This window comes from Microbacterium sp. SS28 (assembly GCF_022761035.1).
In the GTDB taxonomy this organism is placed as follows: Bacteria; Actinomycetota; Actinomycetes; order Actinomycetales; family Microbacteriaceae; genus Microbacterium.
The window spans coordinates 509,361-534,605 of the sequence record NZ_JAKWJP010000003.1; the positions used below are offsets into that span (position 1 = coordinate 509,361).

General features: G+C 71.5%; 21 protein-coding genes and 1 pseudogene. 16 read left to right on the forward strand and 6 right to left on the reverse strand.

Annotated elements, in window-relative coordinates; all coding sequences use genetic code 11:
- Positions 1-68: 68 nt before the first annotated feature.
- The gene (locus tag MJ607_RS11360) at positions 69-743 is read right to left on the reverse strand and encodes a low molecular weight phosphatase family protein (protein ID WP_243075698.1); all 675 of its coding nucleotides are present in this window, start codon (positions 741-743) and stop codon (positions 69-71) included.
- A gap of 36 nt (positions 744-779) precedes the next feature.
- Between MJ607_RS11360 and MJ607_RS20215 the strand changes: the two genes are divergently transcribed.
- The 7 genes from MJ607_RS20215 to MJ607_RS11395 all read left to right on the forward strand — a co-directional run bounded on the left by MJ607_RS20215 (position 780) and on the right by MJ607_RS11395 (position 6,233).
- Positions 780-1,700, forward strand: coding sequence for a CPBP family intramembrane glutamic endopeptidase (locus MJ607_RS20215; protein WP_243075699.1), 921 nt, complete (start codon positions 780-782; stop codon positions 1,698-1,700).
- A gap of 146 nt (positions 1,701-1,846) precedes the next feature.
- Positions 1,847-2,413 carry a hypothetical protein gene (locus MJ607_RS11370; RefSeq protein ID WP_243075700.1) on the forward strand — a complete coding sequence of 189 codons (567 nt, stop codon included), beginning with the start codon at positions 1,847-1,849 and terminating at the stop codon, positions 2,411-2,413.
- Between the two features lie 131 nt (positions 2,414-2,544).
- On the forward strand, positions 2,545-3,162 hold the full coding sequence (locus MJ607_RS11375; protein WP_243075701.1) for a CPBP family intramembrane glutamic endopeptidase: 618 nt from the start codon (positions 2,545-2,547) through the stop codon (positions 3,160-3,162).
- 223 nt (positions 3,163-3,385) lie between these two features.
- Positions 3,386-3,832: a 50S ribosomal protein L13 gene (rplM, locus tag MJ607_RS11380; RefSeq protein WP_243075702.1), complete on the forward strand. Its 447-nt coding sequence runs from the start codon at positions 3,386-3,388 to the stop codon at positions 3,830-3,832.
- Between the two features lie 26 nt (positions 3,833-3,858).
- Positions 3,859-4,335, forward strand: a complete 477-nt coding sequence (rpsI, locus tag MJ607_RS11385) for a 30S ribosomal protein S9 (protein ID WP_243075703.1) — start codon at positions 3,859-3,861, stop codon at positions 4,333-4,335.
- 16 nt (positions 4,336-4,351) lie between these two features.
- Entirely contained in the window at positions 4,352-5,707 is a 1,356-nt protein-coding gene (glmM, locus tag MJ607_RS11390) for a phosphoglucosamine mutase (RefSeq protein WP_243075704.1), read from the forward strand.
- 226 nt (positions 5,708-5,933) lie between these two features.
- On the forward strand, positions 5,934-6,233 hold the full coding sequence (locus tag MJ607_RS11395; protein ID WP_243075705.1) for a GIY-YIG nuclease family protein: 300 nt from the start codon (positions 5,934-5,936) through the stop codon (positions 6,231-6,233).
- Between the two features lie 336 nt (positions 6,234-6,569).
- Here the strand turns inward: MJ607_RS11395 and MJ607_RS11400 are convergent, their stop codons facing one another.
- The 4 genes from MJ607_RS11400 to MJ607_RS11415 all read right to left on the reverse strand — a co-directional run bounded on the left by MJ607_RS11400 (position 6,570) and on the right by MJ607_RS11415 (position 14,297).
- Complete coding sequence (locus tag MJ607_RS11400; RefSeq protein WP_243075706.1) at positions 6,570-10,040, reverse strand: hypothetical protein; 3,471 nt, start codon at positions 10,038-10,040, stop codon at positions 6,570-6,572.
- A 101-nt stretch (positions 10,041-10,141) separates the two neighbouring features.
- Entirely contained in the window at positions 10,142-12,724 is a 2,583-nt protein-coding gene (locus MJ607_RS11405) for a DUF4062 domain-containing protein (RefSeq protein WP_243075707.1), read from the reverse strand.
- Between the two features lie 70 nt (positions 12,725-12,794).
- Complete coding sequence (locus MJ607_RS11410) at positions 12,795-13,727, reverse strand: Ppx/GppA phosphatase family protein (protein ID WP_243075708.1); 933 nt, start codon at positions 13,725-13,727, stop codon at positions 12,795-12,797.
- 9 nt (positions 13,728-13,736) lie between these two features.
- Positions 13,737-14,297, reverse strand: a complete 561-nt coding sequence (locus MJ607_RS11415; RefSeq protein WP_243075709.1) for a YdcF family protein — start codon at positions 14,295-14,297, stop codon at positions 13,737-13,739.
- Positions 14,298-14,409: 112 nt separating this feature from the next.
- Between MJ607_RS11415 and coaA the strand changes: the two genes are divergently transcribed.
- Positions 14,410-15,363, forward strand: coding sequence for a type I pantothenate kinase (gene coaA / locus MJ607_RS11420; protein ID WP_243075710.1), 954 nt, complete (start codon positions 14,410-14,412; stop codon positions 15,361-15,363).
- Between the two features lie 77 nt (positions 15,364-15,440).
- Complete coding sequence (glmS, locus tag MJ607_RS11425; RefSeq protein WP_243075711.1) at positions 15,441-17,294, forward strand: glutamine--fructose-6-phosphate transaminase (isomerizing); 1,854 nt, start codon at positions 15,441-15,443, stop codon at positions 17,292-17,294.
- A gap of 24 nt (positions 17,295-17,318) precedes the next feature.
- On the opposite strand, the gene MJ607_RS11430 is transcribed toward glmS, so the two are convergent.
- A complete protein-coding gene (locus tag MJ607_RS11430) occupies positions 17,319-20,009 on the reverse strand; it encodes a polysaccharide lyase family 8 super-sandwich domain-containing protein (protein ID WP_243075712.1) in 2,691 nt (896 codons plus the stop codon).
- A 329-nt stretch (positions 20,010-20,338) separates the two neighbouring features.
- Here MJ607_RS11430 and MJ607_RS11435 point away from each other — a divergent pair.
- From MJ607_RS11435 to MJ607_RS11465, 7 genes and pseudogenes are all read left to right on the forward strand, one after another.
- A pseudogene (locus MJ607_RS11435) lies at positions 20,339-20,686 on the forward strand (holo-ACP synthase); the annotation flags it as partial.
- A gap of 119 nt (positions 20,687-20,805) precedes the next feature.
- Positions 20,806-21,930: an alanine racemase gene (alr, locus tag MJ607_RS11440; protein ID WP_243075713.1), complete on the forward strand. Its 1,125-nt coding sequence runs from the start codon at positions 20,806-20,808 to the stop codon at positions 21,928-21,930.
- Positions 21,927-22,421 carry a tRNA (adenosine(37)-N6)-threonylcarbamoyltransferase complex ATPase subunit type 1 TsaE gene (tsaE, locus tag MJ607_RS11445; protein ID WP_374238051.1) on the forward strand — a complete coding sequence of 165 codons (495 nt, stop codon included), beginning with the start codon at positions 21,927-21,929 and terminating at the stop codon, positions 22,419-22,421. The genes alr and tsaE overlap by 4 nt, the downstream gene beginning before the upstream one ends.
- A gap of 43 nt (positions 22,422-22,464) precedes the next feature.
- The gene (gene tsaB / locus MJ607_RS11450; protein WP_243075714.1) at positions 22,465-23,124 is read left to right on the forward strand and encodes a tRNA (adenosine(37)-N6)-threonylcarbamoyltransferase complex dimerization subunit type 1 TsaB; all 660 of its coding nucleotides are present in this window, start codon (positions 22,465-22,467) and stop codon (positions 23,122-23,124) included.
- Positions 23,121-23,618 (forward strand): ribosomal protein S18-alanine N-acetyltransferase, encoded by a 498-nt coding sequence (gene rimI, locus MJ607_RS11455; protein WP_243075715.1) that lies wholly within the window; start codon positions 23,121-23,123, stop codon positions 23,616-23,618. The genes tsaB and rimI overlap by 4 nt, the downstream gene beginning before the upstream one ends.
- Positions 23,615-24,712 carry a tRNA (adenosine(37)-N6)-threonylcarbamoyltransferase complex transferase subunit TsaD gene (gene tsaD, locus MJ607_RS11460; RefSeq protein ID WP_243075716.1) on the forward strand — a complete coding sequence of 366 codons (1,098 nt, stop codon included), beginning with the start codon at positions 23,615-23,617 and terminating at the stop codon, positions 24,710-24,712. The genes rimI and tsaD overlap by 4 nt, the downstream gene beginning before the upstream one ends.
- Positions 24,709-25,236, forward strand: coding sequence for a DUF4190 domain-containing protein (locus MJ607_RS11465; RefSeq protein WP_243075717.1), 528 nt, complete (start codon positions 24,709-24,711; stop codon positions 25,234-25,236). The genes tsaD and MJ607_RS11465 overlap by 4 nt, the downstream gene beginning before the upstream one ends.
- The last annotated feature ends 9 nt before the right edge of the window (positions 25,237-25,245 follow it).

Consider the following 25,245-nt stretch of genomic DNA (forward strand, 5'->3'; position numbering starts at 1 on the left):
GGGCTCATCCTCGCACAGGGGCATATCGCGCCGCGGCAGTGCTCACCCCTCTGTCGCGAGGGGCTTCGTCACGCGCGCAGGCGCCGGTGGCGTCGCAGCGGGAGCTCGCCGGAGGGGACGTCGGTCGCGGCGTCCGCTCCGCTCGACGCGCCCCGCAGCGCGATCGAGAGGGCGCGCACGACGCCGTCCACGGCGGGCTCGAGTTGGGCCGCCGAGCGCTGATACGTCTCCCACGACCGACGGTACGGGTCGATGACGTCGTCGTCGGCGGGGTTGCCGGGGGAGGGCGCGGTTCCGCGCTGAGCGGCGACGGCGGCGGTGACGGCGCGGGCGCGGGCCACGGCATCCGTTCCGCCCGAGTGCGCTGCGCGGGCAAGGTCGTCGTCCGAGAGGCTGGCGGCCAGGCGTGCGAACTCGCGGATCGTGAACGTGCTGCGCAGCCGGGCGGGCGCGAGCTCGACGACCTCGCGGCGGTGATCGCGCGTCATCGTGAAGATGAGGTCGGGAGTCGCCAGGTGCGCTTCGGTCAGGAACCTGGAGCGATGGGATGCCGCATCCTGCTCGCGAACGCCCCCGGCGATCGCGAGGGCGATCGCCTCGGGCGTCATCGGCGCCGCGGCGAGGCCCCGCGTGCCCGCGCTGCCGACGGTCGGCGCGAATTCGGCGAGCCGCGCGCGCAGCAGCAGCTCGGCGAGCGGCGAGCGGCAGATGTTGCCCGTGCACACCGTGAGGATCTCGATCAAACGCGGAGCCTCCTCGGCGCGGGGTAACGTGGGCGCGTGTCCGACCAGCCTACCGACGCACCCGCTGGGGCGACCCGGGCGCAGCTGCGGGCGCAGCGAGAGGCAGACAACCCGTTCGGGCCCCTCGACCTCGTGCCGGTGCCTGAACCGGCGCTCGCGGGCGACGAGGGCGCTGAGGCTGTGTCAGCGGGCCGGCTGTGGGGTCTCGAGGGTGTCGGGCCCGACCGGGAGGTCAGGGCCACCCGCGAGCCGCGCACGGATTGGCGTCTCGGCGGGCGCACCGTGCGGCGCTGGCGCGAGTGGCTGCTGGCCGGAGCGCTCGTGGGGCTGGGGCTCGGCGTGCTCGGAGGGGCGCTCGTGAGGGGGCTCTGGCAGTCGCCGTGGGCCTGGGCCGCCGCGCTCGCGCTTGTCTGGCTCGGGATGCTGGTCCCTGTCGTGTGGGCCTTCACCCGATCGCGGCCGGCCGGCCTGCTGCGCTTCCGGGCGCTCGACCTTCTCTATGCGGTCGTGCTCGGCGTCGCGCTGCGCATCGTGCAAGGGGCGCTCGCCGCGGCGTCCGGCAACGCCGCCTTCCCCTCCTATGGGCTCGTCGACGGTCGGCTCTCGACGGAGTGGCTGTTCGCCGAGGTCCTCGGCCCTCTGCTCGCCGCGCCGATCGTCGAGGAGTTCTTCTTCCGCGCCGTCATCATCGTCGCCCTCTACACGGTGCTTCGCCGCCCTCTCGGGCATGTGGTCGCGGGCGTGGCCGCAGGCCTCACGAGCGTCGGCCTGTTCGTCCTCGTGCACGGGCTGACGCTCGCCGCACCCGTCGACGCAGTGGTGTCGATCGCGCTGCTCGGGCTCGTCTGCTCGCTGCTCGTCCTGCTGACCGGCCGCATCTGGGGCGCTGTACTCGTGCACCTTTCCTTCAACGCGAGCTACGTCGCGCTCGCTCTCGTGGGGGCGTTCCTCGGATAGCGCCTGGTTAAGGGGCTGAAACCGGTTCCAAGAGGGGGTCGCAGGGGCTTGCGCTTGTGCGCTACCATGACGCTGTGCCGCACGGTTCCCCCGGCGGTCGCTAGGCCAAATCGTTCCGTATGACCGCACCCCGTGGGGAAGAATCCATGTTCAAGAAGACTCTCGCCGCAGTCGTCGTCGCTGGGGCTCTCGTATTCGCAGGCAGTGCCGCCGCTTTCGCCGAGGATGACTACCCGGCAGACATCGGCTGCACGGCCAATCCTGCCACGATCCAGCCCGGTGCGACCTCGGTCATCACCTGTGTATTCGCCGAAGAGGCCGAGGGCTGGACGGTCGAACTATCGGTCACGGGCCCCGGCGTCGTGCCCAACACCCTCTCTTCGATCGCGCATGCAGCCGCCACCGGCACGTCGACGGTTTCGAAGGTCGTCACCGACGGCCAGATCACGGTCAATCTCCTCGGCCCGGCCGTCACCGCCTCGACGCCGTACCTCGTAGAGGCCGTCGCCACGTCGCCCGACGAGAAGACCACACTCGAGGGCTCCGCCACGGTCACCGTCACCCCGGCCGCTGCCCCTGTCACGCCGGGCCTGCCCCCGACCGGTGGCACCGTCCCGGCCGCCGCCATCTGGCTCGGCGTCGGCGCGATCGGCATCGGCGGCATCGCCGTCGCAGCCGCTGTCGCCCGCCGTCGCGCGGCCAACAAGCACTGACGCAGCTGAACCAGCAGTCCACGAAGGCCCCGGGCGAAAGCCCGGGGCCTTCGGCGTGGAGCCCCGACGCCTACGCGCGGCCGGGACTCGCGCTCGGCGTCGCCGGAACGGGATTCGCCGTCACGGTCGCGGTGCTGCTCGTCTGGGCGACGTTCGGCGGCCCGGCGGTGCTGCCCGAGCCGCTCCCCACAGTCGTCGCCGTCGTCGCCACGTCGCTGCCGCTCGTGGTCGCCGTCTTCGCGGCGGGCGCCCGGGCGGGGCGCGGCGGGACGGCGCGGGCCACCGGCATCCGTCACTGGCGCTGGCTCGATCTGCTGATCGGGCTGGCTGCAGGCCTCGCCGTGCGATCGCTCATCGAGTTCGCGAGCCCGACGACCGGCTCGCTCGGCGGCCCGCTCGGCGCGCCGGGCTTCGCGACCGTCGCCGTCGTCGCGGTCACGGTCGTCGTCGTCTCACCGCTCGTCGAGGAGCTGTTCTTCCGCGGGCTGGTCCTGCGCGCCCTCGCTCAGCGGCTCGCGGATGCGGGCGCGGCGGTCGCCGCGGTCGTCTCGATCCTGGTCTCGACGGGCGCGTTCGTCTTGCTGCACCTCGTGACGCTGCAAGGAGCGGTGCCCGTGTCGGTCGTGCTCTCGGGGGCGCTCGTCGGCGTCGTGTGCGGCATCCTGACCCTTGCGACAGGGCGGCTCGGCGCGGCGCTCGCGGCCCACGCGGTGTCGAACCTCGTGGGAGTCGTCCTGCTGCTCGTCTGAGGGTGGTTTGGAAGCGGCATCCGGATGTCGTAAGATTGATCTTTGGTGTCTGGCTCTGCTGGCCGGGTACCGCGAACGTGAGCCCTCCACTGGCGTCTTGGCTCGTTCGCGTTTCGTCTCGCTCCGCTCGCTCAACGACCGGGGCAGGGATGTCCGCGAACAGGCAAGCACCCCGGAGTGGGATTCACGAACCTCTCCGTTCGATCAAGAAAGCAGCACTACTGTGACGCGCACTTACACCCCCAAGGCTGGTGAGACCCAGCGCGAGTGGCTGGTCATCGACGCGACTGACGTCGTCCTCGGCCGCCTCGCCTCGCACGCCGCCACGCTCCTGCGTGGCAAGCACAAGCCGACGTTCGCCAACCACATCGACACCGGCGACTTCGTCATCATCATCAACGCCGAGAAGGTCGCCCTCACGGGTCAGAAGCTCGAGCAGAAGAAGGCCTACCGCCACTCGGGCTACCCGGGCGGCCTCAAGTCGATCACCTACGGCGAGCTGATGGAGAAGAACCCCGTCCGCGCCGTCGAGAAGGCCGTCCGCGGCATGCTCCCCAAGAACAGCCTGGGCGCGCAGCAGCTGACGAAGCTGAAGGTCTACCGCGGTGCCGAGCACCCCCATGCCGCTCAGCAGCCCAAGACGTACACCTTCGACCAGGTCGCCCAGTAAGCGCCGCTCAGAATAAGGACAGACTCGTGGCGAACATCGAAGAAGAATCCACCAACTACTCCACCGAGACGCCGGTCGACCAGACCGTCGTCGCCGCCGAGCGCCCCGTGCTCTCGGTCTCGGGTGCGGCCGTCGGCCGCCGCAAGCAGGCCATCGCCCGCGTGCGCGTGATCCCCGGCTCGGGCACCATCACGGTCAACGGCCGCGCGTTCGAGGACTACTTCCCGAACAAGCTGCACCAGCAGCTCATCACCGACCCGTTCACGGTGCTCAACCTCACCGACGCGTACGACGTCATCGTGCGCATCTCGGGCGGTGGCCCCTCGGGCCAGGCCGGCGCGCTGCGTCTCGGCATCGCCCGTGCGCTCAACGAGATCGACGCGGAGAACAACCGTCCGACGCTCAAGAAGGCCGGCTTCCTCTCGCGTGACGCCCGCGTCATCGAGCGCAAGAAGGCCGGTCTCAAGAAGGCCCGCAAGGCGCCTCAGTACTCGAAGCGCTGATCGGCTCACGCTCCGCATGCCGCTCTTCGGCACGGACGGGGTGAGGGGGCTGGCCAACGGCCCCCTCACCGCCGATCTCGCACTGTCCCTGGCCCAGGCGACCGCCGTCGTCCTGGGCCAGGGCCGTTCCGCCGAGTCGCGCCGCGCCGCGGGACGCCGCCTCACGGCGGTCGTCGCCCGCGACCCGCGCATCTCCGGCGAGTTCCTCTCGGCCGCCGTCGAGGCAGGCCTGGCATCGTCGGGCGTCGACGTGCTCGACGCCGGCGTGCTGCCCACCCCGGCCGCCGCGTTCCTGATCGCAGACATCGACGCCGACTTCGGCGTCATGGTCTCGGCCTCCCACAATCCCGCACCCGACAACGGCATCAAGATCTTCGCGCGGGGCGGCGTCAAGCTGCCCGACGTCGTCGAGCAGCGCATCGAGTCCGCCATGGCGGGGCCCAAGCTGCAGCCGACGGGCGCCGGCGTCGGCCGCATCCGCCGCTTCGCCGATGCCGAGGACCGCTACGTCGTGCACCTGCTCGCGTCGCTGCCGCACCGGCTCGACGGCATCCACGTCGTGCTCGACTGCGCCCACGGCGCGGCGGCAGGGGCCTCGCCCGACACGTTCCGCGATGCGGGCGCTCGGGTCACCGTCATCGGCGCGGACCCTGACGGCCTCAACATCAACGACGGCGTCGGATCGACGCACCTCGACAACCTCGCCGCGGCAGTGCTCGCAGCGGGCGCCGACGTCGGAATCGCCCACGACGGTGACGCCGACCGGTGCCTCGCGGTGGACGCGCAGGGCAACGTCGTCGACGGCGATCAGATCATGGCGATCCTCGCGGTCGCGATGAAGGAGCGCGGTCACCTCAAGGACGACACGCTCGTCGCGACCGTCATGAGCAATCTCGGTCTGCATCGCGCGATGGCTGCGCGCGGCATCCGGGTGCTGCAGACCGCCGTGGGCGACCGCTACGTCCTCGAGGCCATGAACGAGGGCGGCTACTCCCTCGGTGGCGAGCAGTCCGGCCACGTCATCATGAGCGAGTTCGCGACGACCGGCGACGGCCTGCTCACGGGCCTGCACCTCCTGGCCGAGATGGCGCGGCAGGGCAAGTCGCTGGCCGAGCTCGCGTCGATTATGACGGTCTACCCGCAGGTGCTCGTCAACGTGCGCGGCGTGGATCGCACGCGCGTCCATGACGAGGGCGTGGCGGATGCCGTCGCCGCCGTCGAAGCCGAGCTCGGCGACTCCGGCCGCGTGCTGCTGCGCGCGAGCGGCACCGAGCAGCTCGTGCGGGTCATGGTCGAGGCCGCCGAGGCCGAGGTCGCGCAGGAGACCGCCGACCGCCTCGCCGACGTCGTCCGCGAGCGCCTCGCGCTCTGAGCCGGGAGCTGCGAGCTCGGCTCGGGGTGTTGGCGAGGTGCGGGCGTTTCGTCTCGCTTCGCTCGCTCAACGACCCGGGGGTTGGGGTTCACGGTCGTTGAGCGGGAGCGCGGCGACCGAGGCGAAACGGTTGAGCGCTCCTGCACATCGCCCCGATCCGGGCGTCGGCTCCACAGGCCCGCGTCCCCCGCGCGGATCCGAGACTGAGCATCGCCAGGATGCCGGGATGGCCTGGGTATACATCCTTCGGTGCGCAGACGGCACCTTCTACACCGGCAGCACCGTCGACCTCGACCGGCGGCTCGAACAGCACCGCAGCGGATTCGGCGCCGTCTATACGCGGCGACGGCTGCCGGTGACCCTCGCGTGGTGTGCCGAATTCGACCAGGTCGACGAGGCTTTCGCGTGGGAGAAGCGGATCCAGGGATGGAGCCACGCCAAGCGGGAGGCCTTCATGATCGGCGGGATCGACGCGGTCAAGGGCTGGAGCCGCACCCACCGCAAACGGAACGACCCGGCGCGATAGCTGGGTGCGGGCGTTTCGTCTCGCTTCGCTCGCTCAACGACCGGGGGTGAGGTTTCTGGTCGTTGAGCGAGGGAGCGCAGCAACCGAGACGAAACGGTCGGGCGCGCGGGCGGCCTGGGGTGTTGGCCGGGTGCGGGCGTTTCGTCTCGCTTCGCTTGCTCAACGACCGGGGTTGGGGTTCTGGTCGTTGAGCGAGGGAGCGCAGCGACCGAGACGAAACGGTCGAGCGTCCGGTTTCGTCTCGCTTCGCTCGCTCAACGACCGGCGGTCTGGGACACACGGATGCCGCGCCCGGCGCAATCGCCGGACGCGGCATCCTGCCCCCGTTCCCCAGAATCACCCGACCGGGTAGCGGTCCTTCTCGGGGTCGCACGCCGTGTACGGCGGGTTGCCCGGGTAGTGCAGACTCAGCTCCTCGGCGCGGAACTTCTCGATGTACGGCGCGGTCTCGAGCACGAACGAACCGCCCTTGAGCGGCACCGAGACGGTGTTGTCGAAGGTCTCGTCGGGACCGTGGAAGGTGATGAGCACCTGGCCCGTCACTCCCTGCCCCGTGCCGACCGTCACGACGCGTCCGCGGACGGCCCGCTTGTCGGCCACCTCGACGAACTCGAACTTCGTCGCCCAGCCCGTGTCGGTGCGCACCTGCACGCCGCCGAGGATGACGGGGTGGTTGGGCGCCTCGGGCGGGATGCCGAAGCCGATCAGCGAGAGGTTCGCCGGTGTGCGGACGAGCTTCTCCATGATGCGCTGCAGCTCCTTCATGCGCGGATCGCCGAACAGCGACTCGACCATGACCTCGACGCGGCGCGTCTCGCCCGGGTCGAGCATGACCGACTGGTGGGCGAGGTAGACGCGGTAGTACTGCGCCATCGGGCCCGTCAGCTGCGGCATGACGTACATCAGGGCGCGCTCGGGGAACGGGTTGTGCAGCGCCACCGTGCTGCGCACGCGGTTCGCCGGCGACGCCGCCGCCGAGATGTAGCGCGAGTAGTTGGTCTGCGCCATGTTGTTCGCGTCGCTGACCTCGACGATCGTCGGCGTGACCGAGGTGTCGAGATACAGGGGAGTGCGCGCGATGATGCACCGGTGGCCCTGGCTGCCCGGCAGCCACTGCGTCGTGAACTCCACGGTCGGGGTTGTCGTGTCGGGCGGGACGTCCTTCGTGTCGCGTCCGAGCCAGACCTCCGGAGCACCGCCGACCGTGAAGTCCTTGATGTAGAAGTCGACGGTGACGTTGCGGGCCGTGACCGGACCGCGGTTGCGGTACGTCGCGACGACGTCGTTGGCGTGTCCCTCCCACGGCACGTTCCGCCACGCGGGGTCTGCGAGCGACCGGGCGTTGCGCACCTCGATGTCGGGGCTCTGCCAATTGTCGCCGCCCGGCCAGGGCCGGATCACGAGGTCGGGCCGGCCGTTGGTGCCGTACTCGATGCGCACCTGCGCCGTGTTGCCGGCCGCCGACACCACCGTCATCCGGAAGTCTGCGACCGCCATCGACGACGTGTCGGTCTCCTCGTAGTCGTTGCCCGGGAAGAAGAACGAGTTCTCGCCGTCGACATCGGGCCGCAGCCGGATGATCTGGGGCCGGTTGATCGGGAACGTGAAGCTCTGCGAGCCCACGTCGGTGCCCACGATCACGCCGTTGCCCGTCGAGGCGTCGCTGCCGAGCTGCTGATCCGAGATGTCGCCCGCCTGCGCGCGCCGGTACTCGAAGTAGTAGTTCCAGCCGTCCGCGATGCGGATCTCCACACCCGTGAGCTGGCCCGCGGGCGGCGCGCCGTCCTCGATCGCGTGCAGCGTCACCGTCTGATCGAGCGGGATCGTCGAGCGCGAGAAGTCGAACGTGCGCACCCACTCGGGGCGCACCCATCCGGTCTCCATCCGCTGCGCGATCGTCATGGCGGGCAGCTGCTGCTCGGTGCTCATGAGGTCGAGGTTCGTGACGTCGCGGCTCTGGATGTCGGCGGAGTAGTTCCACGACGACACGTTCGTGTACAGGTCGGGGTAGCCGAGGTTGTGCCCGAGCTCGTGCGCGAGGGTCTCGGTGCGGGTGCGCGAGTCGCGCGTGCCCTGCCAGTCGTCCGGCATCCCGAGCACGTTGAGGTTGACCGAGCCGCCGGGGATCGTGAAGTTGCCTCCCCACGCCTGCGGCCAGAAGAAGTCGTCGCTCCCCGCGGGGCCCGCCGAGCGGACCACGAGGATGAGGCTGCGGACGGTGCTGAAGTCGAGGAGCGGGTTGCCGCCGCCGTCGACCTGCGCGGCCGCGTTCGACACGCACGCCTGCGCGAACGCCTGAGCGTTCGACGGGGCGAACGAATTGCTCGGCCACGGCGAGGGCATCGTCGCGAACTGGCTGGCCCAGTTGCCCCCGATGTTCACGAGCGGCGGCGTGCCGCCCGCGAGGGCGAGCGTGAAGCCGCCGTACGAGACCTCCTCGAAGTAGAGCCGAGCGCTGTCGACCCCGCCGACCGCGCTGTCGCTCCAGTCGTTGCGGATCGTGTCGAAGCCGGCACCCGCGGGGTAGCGGGCGTCCGAGACATCCACCATCAGGATCGCGATGTTGCGCGTGCCCGACTGCGGAATGACGTCGACGTTCTGCGGCGTCGTGCCGCCGCCGCCCCACGTGTACCCGGTCTGGAACGTGCCCACGGGGCCCGCGAGCCAGTGCGCGGGGCTCGCCGACGGATCGGCCCACTCGTCGGTGATGTGGAACTCGAGCACCGCGACCTCGGTCGACGTGGGACGGTGGAACGCGACGAGCTTGTGGTCGCCGGGCTGGTAGCCGACGAGAAGCATGATCTCGCCCGCGACCGACAGGTCGTCGTGCGACAGCGAGATGCGGCCGCCCGCGTCGCCGTCGGGCAGCGTGAAGTCGAAGTCCTCGATGACGAAGCCCGTCGTGCCCATGTCGACGACGACGCGCTCGTAGGACCCGATGAAGGGCTTGTCGTTGCCGATCGTCAGGGTCACGGGGCGCGAGACGACGGGCGGACGGACGTCCCACCACGTGATGCCGAACCGGTCGACGGCGATGAGCCGTTCGGAGGCCAGCTGCCACACGGCGAACGGCTGCTCTGAGACGCCGAGGTCGTAGACCTCCTTGGCGCGGCCGCGCGAGAGCGCGAGCGTGCTGACGATGCCGTGCGTGCCGTCGACGTCTTCCCGCGTGCCCGGGACGAGGAGAGTGCCGGTGCGCGCGCCGCGCGTCAGGTGGCCTGCACCGGTGAGGCCGTCGGCGATCTCGGTGAACCCGGCGTCGCCCGGAGCGATCGAGAGCCAGCGCCCGCTCTCGGCCTCGACGACGTGCAGCTGCGCGCCGTCGTCCGAGAAGGCGATGCCGCCCGTGGGCAGCAGGCCCGCGCCGATCGTCTCGGTGGATCCCGTGGTCACGTCGATCGTGCGCACCTCGCCGGTCGCGTCCTCGACGAACGCGAGAGTCGTGTCGTGCAGCGCGAGCTGACCGATGCGGCCGACGCCGTTCGCGACGACGCGGCGACGGCCGAGGCCGCCCGCCGCGACGGCGCTGATGACGTAGCGCCGGCCGACCTGGTCGGCGACGTAGACGATGCGGCCGCTCGCATCGGGTGCGATGCCGACGGGGTTCGCGAATCCGGATGCCACGACCGCGGTCGCGCCGCTCTCGAGGTCGACCGACAGCACGTCGCCGCCGCTCGCGATCAGCAGCGCGTCCGTCCGGGCGAGCCGTCGGATGAGCGGCAGCCGCACGGGGCGGAGCTTGCTGGGCGGAGCCGCTCCTGCCGCGGCGGTGATCGCGAGACTGATGCGCTTCGTTGCGGTGGCCATGGCACGCTCCTGGAGCTTGCCGTCTCGAGGACGGATGCTGGGAAGAGCGTGCTGGGGCCGCGGTGATACATCGGGACGGCGGTCGAGCCTGTGCTGACGGATCAGTGGCGGACGAGCTCGAGCACTTCGGTCATCGGCAGATCGAGGCCCTCGAGCGTCGCGGCATCGAGGGCGTCGCCCTTGCCGGCAGCGCGGAGTCCGCCGAGCGAGATCATGTAGAACTCGAACGACCCCGGGTTCAGGAAGCCTTTGCGGCGGCGGAGCTGCCGCGCCGCGCCCAGCAGGCGACCCGCTGAGACGACGTCGCCCTCGACGGCGCGGAGGCCCGCGAACGCCTCGAGCCCGTACGCGATCCCTTCGTCGTGGTGGAGCGCGAGCGAGAGGTCGAGCGAGTGCGCGAAGTCGTCGTGGGCGCCCGCGACGTCGCCCGTGAGCAGGCGCGTCCAGCCCCGCGAGTTCATCGCGATGACGATGCCGAGCCGCTCGCCCTGCGACGTCGCGCGCGCGAGACTCTCTTCGAAGCGAGCGCGCGCTTGCGCCATCTCACCGCGGCCCATGTCGACGCGCCCTCGGACGTTGAGCGCCATCGCCTGGCCCCACGCGTCGCCGAGGTCGGCGAACTCGTCCCGGCTCGCATCGAGCTCGACGACGGCGGCGGGCACGTCGGGCGTCGGGCCCGTCAGGAGCGCGAGCCCGAGGGAGATGCCCGCGATCGCGGCGCCCCGCTGGTCGCCTGCCTCGCGGAACAGGTCTCTGCTGAGCCTCAGGCCGGCCGTCACGTCGTATCCGGGCTCCTGCCAGAAGCGCACGGCATCCCGGTAGTAGGTCGCGATGGCGCGCGTGCGCGGACCGATCGGGACCCCGTCGCGCTCGGCGATGTCGAGCAGCTCCTCCGACCAGACTCGCACGACCCCCAGGTACCCGCCGATCCACAGGAACAGGTACAGCGACCACACGTACGAGGCGGCGTCGTCGAGGTCGCGCCGCCCGAGGAGCACACGCGTGACGCGCGCGAGGTTCTCGATCTCGCCGTCGAGCCGGTCGAGCCAGATCAGCTGAGCGGAGCCGCGCAGTCCGGGCTGCGCCGTGAGCGCCAGGTCACGGTAGTTCGCGAGCCACGCCTCGACAGCGGCAGCCGACGCCTCCTCCGAGAGGAGTCCCGCCGCGTACGCGCGGACGAGCGCCAGCAGCCGGAACATCGTCACGCCGCGACGATCCGTCGTGCCGAGCAGACTCGCGTCGACGAGCGCCTCGAGAGCCGTGATCGGATCCTCCACGCCCGCCTGCGCGAGGACGCGCTCGGCCGAGTCGAGGCTGAAGCTGCCGATGAACACCGAGAGGATCCCGAGCGCGGCGCGCGCGTCGGGCTCGAGCAGGTGGACGCTCCACTCGATCGTGCTGCGCAGCGCGCGCTGCCGCTCGGGCAGATCGCGCGCGCCGCCGACGAGCAGGGTCAGCGCCGAGTCGAGACGCGGGAGGATCTGCTCGACAGACAGCGATCGCACGCGCGCCGCCGCGAGCTCGATCGCGAGCGGCACGCCGTCGACCGCTCGGCAGATCGCGGTGACGGTCGCCGCGTTCTCGGGCGTCACGCGGAAGCCGGGGCGCACGGCGGCCGCGCGCTGCTCGAAGAGGAGGACAGCGGATGCCGCGGCATCCGGTGCATCGTCCTGCGGAAGCGTCAGGGGCCCGACGTCGTAGACGTGCTCGGCGCGCACCCGCAGGGGCGAGCGGCTCGTCACGAGCAGCTGGAGCTTCGGAGCCACCGTCAGGAGGCGCACGAGCAGATCGGCCGCGGCGAGGACGTGCTCCATGTTGTCGACGACGAGCAGCACGTCGCGATCGGCGACGGCGACGGCGACCCGGTCCTCGAGCGAGCCCTCGGCCGCGGCATCCCGGACGCCCAGAGCCCGCGCGACCGCGACGATGACCCGTTCGGGCGCCGGTACGGCCTCGAGGAGCGTGAATGCGACATCGCGGCCCTCGGCGGCGAGGGCGCCCGCGATCTCGATCGCGAGGCGCGACTTCCCGATCCCGCCGGGGCCCACGAGCGTCACGAGGCGCACGCCGCGCTCGCCGAGGAGCGCTCGCACCTCGCGCTGCTCGGACTCGCGGCCGACGATCGCCGTGTAGGGCGCCGGGATGTCGCCGCCACGCCGGCCGCCGCCGTTCGGGCTCGGCGCGGCGAGAGGCTGGGCATCGCGCGTCGAGTCGAAGCGCTCGGCGAGCAGCGTCGCGAGGTCGTCGGCGATGAGGCGCTCGAGCTCGCCGGCATCCGCGAAGGACTTGTACGAGGCGCGGTCGTCGGCGCGGATGCGGTCGAGGAGGGCTTCGAGCCGGTCCTCGCGCTGCGGCGCGGGCTGCTTGATGTAGATGAGCCGCGGCAGGTCGTCCGACAGGCGGTATTCGTCCTCGAGTCCCGAGACCGTCTCGTCGGGTGCCGTCCAGCCGTAGCTCTCCCAGTAGATCCCGACGAAGACGTCGCTCTGCGCGAGGTACGAGCGATACAGCTCGCGCGGCGGATGAGGCCGCGCGCCGAGCTCGAACATGACCGGTGCGAACCGCATCGACTCGATCGCGGTGCGCGCGGCGCGGCGCTCCGGCTCGAGCTCTTTCAGAGTGGAGCTGACGAAGACGCGGAGGTGCTGGTCGGGTGTGCGGATCGCCGCCGGCCCAGGGGCCATGAGCGAATCATGGCCCTCAGGGGCCGCCCTCGTCTACGGGGAGTGCTGCAGCCGTCCGCGGAGTGCGGGTTCAGCCCCAGGACATCGACTCGATGTAGCGCAGCAGCACGCCCTCACGCAGCGCCCACGGGCTCACCTCGAGCTCGTCGACCTTGAGCGCCGTCATCGCCGTGTGCAGCACGACGGCGCCCGCGACGATCTGGAACGTGCGGTCCGGCGTGATGCCCGGCAGCTCCTGGCGGGCCGAGGCGGGGATGCGCGCGAGCCGCGGGATCCACGAGCCGAGCGCGGCGCGGGGGAGCAGCATCCCCTCGATCCCTGACGACCCCGGAACGGCGTACCCCGCGAGCTTCGCGAGGGAGCGGATGGCTTTGGAGGATCCGACGACGTGGTCGGGGCGCGGCTCGGCGAGGAACTGCTCGGCGACGGGCGCGAGCACGTCACGCGCGTGCTCGCGCAGCACCTCGACGGCGTCTTCGCCGGGCGGGTCCTCTCCGAGGAACTGCACAGTCGTGCGTCCGGCCCCGAGGGGGAGGGATGCCGCGACCTTCGGCAGCTCGTCGGCGCCGGCCGCGATCTCGAGCGAGCCGCCGCCGATGTCGAACAGGAGGATCTCGCCGGCGGACCAGCCGAACCACCGCCGCACGGCGAGGAACGTGAAGCGCGCCTCGGACTCGCCGCCGAGCACCTGGAGCTCCTGCCCGAGCGCGGCCTCGATGCGAGCGATGACCTCGGCACCGTTCGTCGCCTCGCGGACGGCGCTCGTCGCGGTCGCGAGCAGCTCGTCGACGTTCTCCTTCGCGGCGACCTCGCGCGCGCGGGAGACCGCGTCGACGAGGGCTGTGACGCCCTCTTCGGTGATCGAGCCGTCCGGGGCGAGGTAGCGCATGAGGCGCAGCACCGTCCGCTCGCTCGTCTGCGCGTGCGGCCTGCCGCCCGGGCGGGCGTCGGCGACGAGCAGGTGGACGGTGTTCGAACCGATGTCGAGGACTCCCAGGCGCACGGGTCGAGGCTACAGGTCGGAGGCGTCGGCGCACGGGGTGAGCCACGCCTTGACGAACGACACGCTCTGGTACGCGTACTGGTAGATCCACTGGCCGAGGTCCAGGTGCTGGTCGACCGCGACGACCGTCGCGTCGCCGTCGTAGCACTTCTCGAGGATGTAGCGCGTGCGCGCGACGTGCGGCGTGAAGGTCAGGATGATCGTGCGGTCGATGTCGTTCGCGGCGGCGTACTGCTGAAGGAACGCGATCTCGCCCTTGGTCGTGTACGGCTCGGGATGCTGGCAGTCGACCGCCTCTTCGCGGCAGATCGGATGCCGTTCGGCCGACCAGCCGCCGTGCAGCGACACGGAGTAGAGCGAGCGGTCGGCGACGCCCTCGGCCCGCATCTCGCGCTCGACCGCGACGCGGTAGCGCTGCGGCGGCCCGATGACGTAGATGAGGTCCGCCGTGCCGACGGTCTGGGCCGGCGGGAAGACGTAGAGGGGCAGTCCCGCGACGATGATCAGCGCGATCAGGCCCGCAACAGCGCTCGCCGCGATCACGGCGATCCTCTTGAGCGGCCTGCGCATGCGTCTCCCTCTTGTCGAGAGCGACGGCGCCCGCTGGTGTGCTCAGAGTGTAGCGCCCGCGCGTGTCGCGGCCCCGGGAGCGGCATCCGTCCCCTCCGATACGATGATCGGGATGTCCGCAGACGACGCCGCGATCCTGACCTCCGTGCTCTCGCTGTACCGCGAGATCCCCCGCGCGGAGTGGGCGCGGCTCTCGGCGGGGCTGGATCAGCCGCTCACCGAGACCGAGATCGTGCAGCTGCGCGGACTCGGCGACCGACTCGACATGGCCGAGGTCGCGCAGGTCTACGTGCCGCTGTCGCGCCTGCTGTCGCTCTACGCGCAGGCGACGAAGCGTCTCGGCGCCGAGACGGCGGGATTCCTCGGCGAGCACGATCAGACGACGCCGTTCATCGTGGGTGTCGCGGGATCGGTCGCCGTCGGCAAGTCGACGATCGCGCGCCTGCTGCGCGAGCTCACGTCGCGCTGGCCCGGCACGCCGCGGGTCGAGCTCATCACGACCGACGGCTTCCTCTATCCCAACGCCGAGCTCGAGCGCCGCGGGCTCATGGAGCGCAAGGGCTTCCCCGAGTCATACGACCGTCGTGCGCTCGTCTCGTTCCTCACCGAGGTCAAGAGCGGGGCGCCCGAGGTGCGCGCGCCGTACTACTCCCATATGCGGTACGACATCGTTCCGGATGCCGCGGTCACCGTGCGACGCCCCGACATCGTGATCGTCGAGGGCCTCAACGTGCTGCAGCCGCCGCCCACCCCGAACGACATCGCGGTGAGCGACCTGTTCGACTTCTCGATCTACGTCGATGCGGATGCCGCGCACATCTCGGAGTGGTACGTGGACCGGTTCCTCGCCCTGCGCCGCGGTGCCTTCAGCAACCCGAACTCGTTCTTCAACGTCTTCGCCGAGTTGAGCGATGAACAGGCCGTCGAGCGCGCGCTGCATTACTGGAACACGATCAACCTCCCGAACCTCGAGGAGAACGTGCTGCCGACGCGCCACCGCGCGAGCCTCGTGCTGCAGAAGTCCGCCGACCACACCGTGGAGACGGTCCTCCTTCGCAAGCTGTAGCCGGTCTCGGGGCGACTCCTGTCGCGGCATCCGTTTGTTCGGACCCTTGACCAACCCCCACACTTACCATTGAAGGCATGTGTGGAATCGTCGGATACGTGGGCCCTCGCCAGAGCCAGGCCATCCTTCTCGCGGGTCTGGCCCGTCTCGAGTACCGCGGCTATGACTCCGCAGGCATCGCGGTCATCGACGGTGAGGGCGAGCTGGGCATGCGCAAGCGTGCCGGCAAGCTCAAGGTCCTTCGCGACGACCTGGTCTCGACGCCGCTTCCCGACGGCACGACGGGCATCGGGCACACGCGCTGGGCGACCCACGGCGGCCCCACCGACGCGAACGCGCACCCGCATCTCGCCGACGACGACCAGCTCGCCGTCATCCACAACGGCATCATCGAGAACTTCTCCGAGCTCAAGAGCGAGCTCGTCGCGCAGGGCCACACGTTCCGCAGCGAGACCGACACCGAGGTAGCCGCTGTGCTGCTCGGCCACGAGTACCGGACGAACGGCGGCGACCTCGTCGAGGCCTTCCGCGCGACGGCGGGACGCCTCGAGGGCGCCTTCACGCTCCTCGCGATGCACGAGGACCACCCGGGCCTCGTCGTCGGCGCGCGTCGCAATTCGCCGCTCGTGATCGGACTCGGCGACGGCGAGAACTTCCTCGCCTCCGACGTTGCGGCGTTCGTCGAGCACACTCGCCACGCGCTCGCGATCGGCCAGGACGAGATCGTCGCGATCACGCCGGAGGGCGTCTCGGTCACCGACTTCTCGGGCGCGGCCGTCGAGGTCGAGTCGTTCGAAGTGCTGTGGGATGCCGCGGCCGCCGACAAGGGCGGCTGGTCGTCGTTCATGGCGAAGGAGGTGTCGGAAGAGCCCGAGGCCGTCGCCAACACGCTGCGCGGCCGCATCCGTGACGGTGCCGTCGCCATCCCCGAGCTCGACGGTCTCGACGAGCTCTTCGCAGGCATCAACCGCATCATCGTGATCGCGTGCGGCACGGCCGCCTACGCGGGCCTCGTGGGCAAGTACGCGCTCGAGCAGTGGACGCGCGTGCCCGTCGACGTGGAGCTCGCGCACGAGTTCCGCTACCGCGACCCCGTGATCGGCCCCGACACGCTCGTCGTCTCGATCAGCCAGTCCGGCGAGACGATGGACACGCTCATGGCGGTCAAGTACGCCCGCGAGCACGGTGCGCGGACGCTCTCGATCTGCAACACGCAGGGCGCGACGATTCCCCGCGAATCCGACGCGATCGTCTACACGCATGCGGGTCCCGAGGTCGCCGTCGCCTCGACGAAGGCGTTCGTCGCGCAGATCACGGCGCTCTACCTGCTCGCCCTGCACATCGGCCGCGTCCGCGGCGTGCTGTCGGCGACCGAGGCCGCGCAGAACGTGCTCGAGCTCGAGTCCGTCCCCGAGAAGATCGCGCGCATCCTCTCCACCGAGCAGGAGCACATCGAGCAGTTCGCGCGGTGGATGGCCGACACGAAGTCGGTGCTGTTCCTCGGACGCCACGTGGGCTACCCGATCGCGCTCGAGGGCGCGCTCAAGCTCAAGGAGATCTCGTACATCCACGCGGAGGGCTTCGCCGCGGGCGAGCTCAAGCACGGCCCGATCGCGCTCATCGAGCCGGGTCAGCCCGTCTTCGTGATCGTGCCCTCGCCGCGCGAGTCGGCGGAGCTGCACAAGAAGGTCGTCTCGAACATCCAGGAGATCCGCGCGCGCGGCGCCCGCGTCATCGTCGTGGCCGAAGAGGGCGATGCCGCCGTGCTGCCCTTCGCCGACGAGGTGCTGCGCATCCCGCTCGCGGCGCCCCTGTTCGAGCCGCTGCTCGCGGTCGTGCCGCTGCACATCTTCGCGATGGGCCTCGCGACGGCGAAGGGCCTCGACGTCGACCAGCCCCGCAACCTCGCGAAGTCGGTCACGGTCGAGTAGCGCCCCGCGCCGGCGCCGACGCGCCTACGGTGGCGGCCGCTCGATGAGCAGGCTGTCCAGGATGATGTTGCGTCCGCTCGATCCGGCGGAGTTCAGGCCCGTCCGGCGCACCGTGATCGTGTGCTCGCCCGGCCCGAGCAGCGGGCTCCGGTAGACCGTCTGGCGGTAGGTCGGCGTCGCGGCGTACCCGTCGAAGCGGCCCATCACGACGCCGTCGATCACGACCTCGTTGATGCCCGCCGTCGTCGTCAAGCGGGTCTCGACACTGATGCGCGAGCCCGTGAACGTCAGGGAGAGCGACGCTCCGCCCGCTGACGTGTATCGGATGGATCCGCCGTGGTCCTCGGGCGAGGACGTCGTCTTCCACTCCGCCGCGTAGACGACGCGCGGGTCCTTGTCGTCGATGCGCTCGAACACCGGCGTCGAGATCTTCGTGAGCGTCACGGAGCGGGTGGCGCCGTCGCCGCCGGAAGGATCGAACTCCAGCTCCGTGCCGTCAGCCGTCGGCTGCGCGCGCACGAGGCCGTCGCCGAGCGGGGGCAGCTCGACGGGGCGCTGAAGCCGCACGATGATGCGACCTCCCGCCCCGCGGCTCGGATCGGCGACCGAGACGACGAAGCTCGCGGCGGTCTCCTGGATGGCGAGGATTCCCGCTCCGCGCCACGTGGCGAGCGGCATCCCGTCCACGGCGATCGGATGATCCGTCGCGCCGTCGAACGAGACGGCGCCGAGCGTCGTCGATGAGCGGTCGTAGATCGCGACGTGGCCCGCGGCGCGCTCGAGCGTCGAGATGCCCGGGTCGCGCGAATAGGCCTCGGCGGCGGCGGGCGTCGCGCCGGGGAGGATGACGTACTGATAGGCCGCGCCGGCAGGGTTGCGGCCGTGGCTCGTCACGAGCGTGAGGTAGCGCGCGCTCACGGTCTGAGCGGTGCCGGTCTCCCGGTTGATCGCCGCCCACGTGCCCGAGCGGGTCTCGTCCTGCGCCGTCACCGAGGTTGCGGAGGGGAAGTAGTAGCCCACCGACTCGCCGGGTCCGCTGATGGCGGCCCACGCTGTGGTCTTCGTCACGGATGCGCCCGCCGCGACGGCAGTACCGCCCACGACGACGGTGGTCGCGGCATCCAGAGCCCGCCGGTTGTCGATGACGGTCTCGACGCGCGTCGGCAGACCGTCCCAGCCGTAGCCCGACATGGCCGATGAGCGGATGCCGACGCCGACGCACACGATCTCGTCGTCGAACGCGAACCACGTCTTGTCGGCCGAAAGATTGCTGCGGTACGCGTCGTACTGCATCGCCGCGATGCCCGCCGCACGGTCGGGGGTCGCAAGGGAGCCGGCGAACGTCTCGGCCGAGGCGTATCGTGACCCTTCCGCGCTCGCCCGTCGCATCGTGTCCTCGGTCGTGCCCGGCACGCGGTACGGGTTCGCGGTCGCCCAATAGCCGCCGTCGAACTGACCGCCGCCGCCCAGCCGCAGGGACGTCATGCCGCTGCCCGTGTACCAGCCGTTGAGGTTCTCGCCGTTGATCGACTCGAATCCGCCGATGCGGCTGCTCGACATCGACACCGAGAAGCCGAACGCCTCGGTCGCCGACACGAAGCGATCGACGCCGTTGAGCGCGACGCTGCCGCCGGTGCCGGCGGTCGCTGCCGCCACCGTGTCGTCGGCGAGCAGCAGTCGTGCGCGGACGACGTCGCTCCGCGTCCCGGCCGCCTCGACGCCGGCGGGGGAGTCCGCCGAGCACTCGGCCCACTGCTTCGCCCGCGAGAGGACGGCCCGCCGCGCGTCGGCGGGAGCGGTGTCGGCGAGGCGGAGGGCCGCGCCCAGCGCTCGCACGCCGCCCGAGCCGTCGGTCGAACCGGCCCGCGCGATCTCGCGGCCGCGGACATCCGCGAGCAGGTCGCCGCACCACACGGCAGGACCGTACGACCTCTCCACCCGGTCGTAGAAGCCGAGGAAGGCGGCATCCGTCGACTCCCACTGCGTCCCGTCGACGAGGTGGTAGAGCTTCGACATGATCTCGAGCAGCGAGAGCCCGTAGCCGCCGGTGTACGCGAAGCGCTCGTGCGACACGAGCGAGCCGTCGGGGCGGAACCCGTCGCCCGTCGTCGCGTCGAGCAGGGCGGGCCGCACTGCCGCCACAGCCTCGGCGATCTTGGCCGGCTGCTCTGCCAGCACGCCCCGGAGCGCGACGACGTACGCACCCCAGACGAGGTTCGCGCTCGTGCGTTTCGGCGTCGGCGTGAAGCGCGCCACGGCGTCGAGATACCGCGTGCGCTGCGCGGCGCTCAGATCGTCGTAGAGCAGGCTCGTGAGGTCGTTGACCTCCATCGGGATGCCGATCTCCCAGAACCACCAGTCGCTGTCTTTCGCGACTGTCGTGTTGTACCGGTAGGTGTTGAGCCACTCCGCGACGCCGATCGTCGCCACGAGGAGGTCGGGGTCACCGGTGAGCGCGGATCCCGGTGTGCGCAGCGCCGTCGCCATCGCGACCGTGCGCTCGTAGGCGTAGTACAGCGCGCGGCTCGAGGTGCGCGTCTGCAGATCCGACCAGGGCTCGGTCGACGAGGTCGTCGCCGGCTGGAGCGACCGCCAGGCGGTGTCGCCGGCGTCCGCGACGCGGGCAGTGACGTCGCCGAGGTCGCCGACACGCTCGCTTCCGTCGATCACGCCGGTGAGATCCGCGACGTGCCGCTGGCGCATCGTGTCGAACACGTCTTGAGCGTCGTCGGCGCTCGCCGGCGGGGCCCCGGAGAGGGCGGCCGATGCGATCGCGAAGGCTGCGGCGAAGGCGGCGAATCGCGTGGCGGAGCGGGGTGGAGCTGCGCTGTCGATCATTGACATACGGCTCTCGTGTGGAGCTGGTGGAGCTCAGGCGGCCAAGGAGGAGCGTCGGCCACCCGGAGTGTACGTCCGACTTCAGCACGGCTCAAAGGATGCAATAAGACCCATGAACGACGCCCGCGAGAGAGCCGCAGACGGTGCGCGGTGCGTGCCGCGATAGGGTGACGGATGCCGCGGACCGCGGCCCCCCGGGAGGTTTCATGATCGTCGGGATCGGCGTCGACCTCGTCGACATCGCCCGCTTGGAGCGGGCGGTCGCGCGCACGCCGCGCCTGCTCGAGCGTCTCTTCTCGCCCGCGGAGCGCGTGCGGCCCACGCGTTCGCTCGCCGCGCGGTACGCCGCCAAGGAGGCGCTCATCAAGGCCCTCGGCGGCTCGGACGGACTGCACTGGAGCGAGGTCGAGGTCGCCTCCGAGGCATCCGGTCGCCCCGTCTTCGTCCTCTCGGGATCGACCGCCGCGGTCGTCGCCGAGCGGGGAATCGATGTGCTGCACCTCTCGATGTCGCACGACGGCGGCTTCGCGACCGCCTACGTCGTGGCAGAGGCGCGCGGTGGCGTGGCCGGAGGGGCTCAGGAGGCGCGCGCGTTGCCGCAGGATGCGGCGACTCGACCCCCGGTGGCGACTTCTTCCGGCAACTCGGCGCCCGACGACGGAGTAGACCCCTCGTGAGCCGCTTCAAGAAAGGCGTCCTCCGCGAGGCCACGATCGACGTCGGTGCGATCGCCGCGAACGTGCGGCACCTGCGCCGGCTCACCGAGTCCGAGGTCATCGCGGTCGTCAAGGCCGACGGCTACGGGCACGGCGCCGTCCGCTCAGCCGCAGCGGCGCTCGAGGGAGGCGCCAGCAGGCTCGGCGTCGCCGACATCGGCGAGGCGCTCGCGCTGCGCCGTGGAGGGATCGACGCTCCCATCCTCGCGTGGCTGCACGCGCCGGGCGCGAACTTCCGCGAGGCGGCGGGTGCCGGCATCGAGCTCGGCATCTCGAGCTTCGACCAGCTGCTGCAGGCGTCGGCCGCGGCATCCGTCGATCGTCCCGTGAGCGTGCATCTCAAGCTCGAGACGGGTCTCGGCCGCAACGGCATCGCGCCCGCCGATTACCGCGTCGTGTTCGCCGAAGCGGCGCGGCTCGAGCGGATCGGCAAGCTGCGGGTCATCGGCCTGTTCAGCCACCTCTCCAACACCTCCGCCGACGACGATCGCGCGGCGCTGCGCCGCTTCGAGGAGGGCGTCGGGGTCGCGGCATCCGCGGGTCTCGCACCGCCCCTGCGCCACCTCGCCGCCTCGCACGCGGCCATCGCGCTGCCCGAGACGCGGCTCGGATGCGTGCGACTCGGCGTCACGATCTACGGCCTGTCGCCGTTCGACGACCGCGATTCCGGCGATCTGGGCCTGCGGCCCGCCATGACGCTGCGGGCTCCCGTCGTGGCGATGCGCCGGGTGCCGGCCGCGCAGGGGGTCTCGTACGGCTACACGTATCGCACCGAGGGCGAGACGACGCTCGCGCTCATCCCGCTCGGCTACGCCGACGGCGTGCCGCGCCACGCGTCGAGCACGGGCCCGGTCTCGATCGACGGCGAGCGCTTCCGCGTCGCGGGGCGCATCGCGATGGACCAGTTCGTCGTCGACGTCGGCGACCACCCCGTGTCGGTCGGCGACGAGGCAGTGCTGTTCGGCGACCCCACGCTCGGCGTGCCGTCGGCTCGCGAGTGGGCGGATGCCGCCGACACGATCGACTACGAGATCGTGACGCGCATCGGGCCCCGCGTGCCGCGCCGGCAGGTGTCGGCGTGACAGGCCTCGAGGCGGTCGAGGGGCTGCGCGAGATCGCGGAACCCGACGAGATGGAGGCCTTCGGCCAGCAGATCGGACGGATGCTGCGCCCCGGCGACCTCGTCGTGCTGACCGGTCCCCTCGGGGCTGGAAAGACGACGCTCACGCGGGGCATCGCCGAGGGGCTCGGCGTGCGCGGCCCCGTGCAGAGCCCCACCTTCGTGCTCGCGCGGACGCACCCCTCGCTCGTCGGGGGAGCGCCGCTCGTGCACGTGGACGCCTACCGCCTCGGCTCGCCCGCCGAGCTCGACGACCTCGACATCGACTTCGAGCGGTCGGTCGTCATCGTCGAGTGGGGGCGCGGGATGGTGGATGCCGTCGTGGATTCGTGGTGGGAGATCGAGCTCGAGCGGGAGTGGGGCGGCGTCGGCGCCGACACGGCGTGCGGGCCGCTCGACTCGGAGCTCGACCAGGCCGCGCCCCGGCGCGTGACGGTGTCGCGACGGCCGTAGCCCGGGAGGACCCCTTCCGGAGGAGGCGACTAGCCTGGAAGGCGTGATCCTGGGCATCGACACCTCCCTCGGCACGGCCGTGGCCGTCGTCGAGCCCGACGGGGTCGTGCGCGCGCAGGTCGAGAGCACCGACTCGCGGGGTCACGCCGAGGTCATCGGCCTGCTCATCGAGAGGGCGTTGGCCGAAGCATCCGTCCGCCCTTCCGACATCGCGCATGTCGCTTCGGGCATGGGCCCCGGGCCGTTCACGGGACTGCGCGTCGGCATCGCCGCCGCGCGGGCGTTCGCGCTGGGCCGCGGCATCCCCGTGATCCCCGTCGCGAGCCACGACGCCGTCGCACTCGAGCTGCTGCTGCACGCCGCGCTCACAGGCGGGCGCGACAACACCGAAGACGCGGCCTTCGCCGTCGTGACCGACGCGCGCCGCCGCGAGTTCGCCTACACGGTCTATCGCGGGATCGACGACGACGGACTGCCCGTGCGCACGGCCGAGCCGGCGCTCGCGCCGCGCGACGACCTCGACGGTCTGCTCGCGTCGGCGGGAGTCCTGCGTCGCGACACCGAGCGGATCCCGGCTGCGATGCTCGCGCTCGCCGCGGGCCGAGCGCTCGCCGCCGACCGCACGATGGCCTCCGCCGACGCCCTCTATCTGCGTTCGCCCGATGTCACGCTGCCGACCGGACCGAAGCGAGTCACGGCATGACCCTGCGCACGGCGACCGCGGACGACCTCGGCGCGATCATGGCGCTCGAGCGGGCCTCCTTCCCGACCGACGCGTGGTCCGAGGCCATGATGCGCGAAGAGCTCGCGTCGCCGCACGGCCGCTACCTCGTGTCGGAAGAGGCCGGGAGGCTCGTCGGCTACGCGGGTCTGCGCGCACCGCGCGGGGGGAAGGATGCCGACATCCAGACCATCGCGATCGCCGAGTCGGCACGCGGCCGGGGTCGCGGACGCGTGCTGCTGGAGGCGCTGCTGGAAGAGGCATCCGTCCGCCGCGTGCACGACGTGTTCCTCGAGGTGCGCGCCGACAACCCCGTCGCGCAGGCGCTGTACGCCTCGGAGGGGTTCACCGAGGTGGGCCGCCGGCCGCGCTACTACCAGCCCGACGACGTCGACGCCGTCGTGATGCGCCTCGACGTGCGCGGGTGGGCGACGCGCCGCGAGCCGGACCCCGAAGACGCGGGAGCGTGCACGTGACCCTTCGACAGGCTCAGGGACCGGGAGAGCCGCTGGTGCTCGGGATCGAGACGAGCTGCGATGAGACCGGCATCGGCATCGTCCGCGGCCGGACGCTGCTGAGCAACACGATCGCGAGCAGCATGGACGAGCACGCCCGCTATGGCGGCGTCGTGCCCGAGGTCGCCGCGCGCGCCCACCTCGAGGCGCTGCAGCCGTCGATCGAGGCGGCGCTCGCCGAGTCCGGTGTCGCGCTCTCCGACATCGACGCCGTCGCCGTGACCTCGGGGCCGGGGCTCGCGGGGGCGCTCATGGTCGGCGTCGGTGCCGCGAAGGCGCTCGCCGTCTCGCTCGAGCGGCCCCTGTACGCCGTGAACCACCTCGTGGGACACATCGCGGCCGACATCCTCGATGCCGACGCGTCGCCTCTCGAGTACCCCACCGTGGCGCTCCTCGTGAGCGGCGGGCACACGTCGCTCCTGCTCGTGCGCGACCTCACGAGCGACGTCGAGCTGCTCGGCGAGACGATGGACGACGCCGCGGGCGAGGCCTTCGACAAGGTCGCGCGGCTGCTCGGACTGCCGTACCCCGGCGGTCCCGAGATCGACCGCGCCGCGGCATCCGGAGACCCGAAGGCCATCGCCTTCCCGCGGGGTCTCAATCGCGCCTCCGACATGGCGAAGCACCGCTACGACTTCTCGTTCTCGGGTCTCAAGACCGCCGTCGCGCGCTGGGTCGAGCAGCGCCAGGCGGCCGGCGAGCCCGTGCCCGTCGCTGATGTCGCCGCGTCGTTCCGGGAGGCCGTCGTCGACGTGCTCGTCACGAAGGCGCTCGCCGCGTGCCGCGACCACGGCGTGCCCCGCCTGCTGCTCGGCGGCGGCGTCATCGCGAACCGCCGCCTGCGCGACGTCGCGATCGAGCGAGCGGATGCTGCGGGCGTGACCGTCCGCATTCCGCCGCTGTCGCTGTGCACCGACAACGGCGCCATGATCGCGGCGCTGGCGTCCGAGCTCATCATGTCGGGCCGGCGCCCGTCGACCCTGGAGTTCGGCGCCGACTCGACTCTGCCCGTCACCGAGATCCAGGTCGCGGAATCGGCCGAGGTGCCGGTGTGAGCGAGCCGGACGCGCCCGACGCCGCGGCGGGGCCGGCCGCCCCGCGCGAGCCTGCCGGGACTCCCGCGCCCGCCGAGCCGTCGGCGTCCGCCGTGACGATGGCCGCGACTCCCGAAGTCGCACCCGTCGACCCGGAGTCGGTGCTGCCGGGCGCGCACCGCGGCGGATTCCAGCGGCTGCCGACGGCGCCGCTCGAGATCACGTCGGCGACCGCGCCCCACGATCCCGACGGGGAGCAGCCCGCCCCCGAGATGCAGTGGCTCATGCCCGAGCCCCGGCAGCCGGCACGGGGGATGTCGGGATGGGCGCTCGCCTTCGGCATCCTCGCGCTGTTCGCCTCGCTCTTCGTCGGATGGGGCTTCCCCCTCGGCATCGTCGCGATCGTCGCGGCGATCCTCGCGCTGCGCCGACCGCTCGAGAGCCGCGGCGTCGCGGTGTGGGCGATCGTCCTCGGCGGAGTCTCGATCCTCTACAGCGCCGGCTGGCTGCTCTTCGCCGCGACGAGCGCCGGTCTCATCCGCTGATCGCGGGCG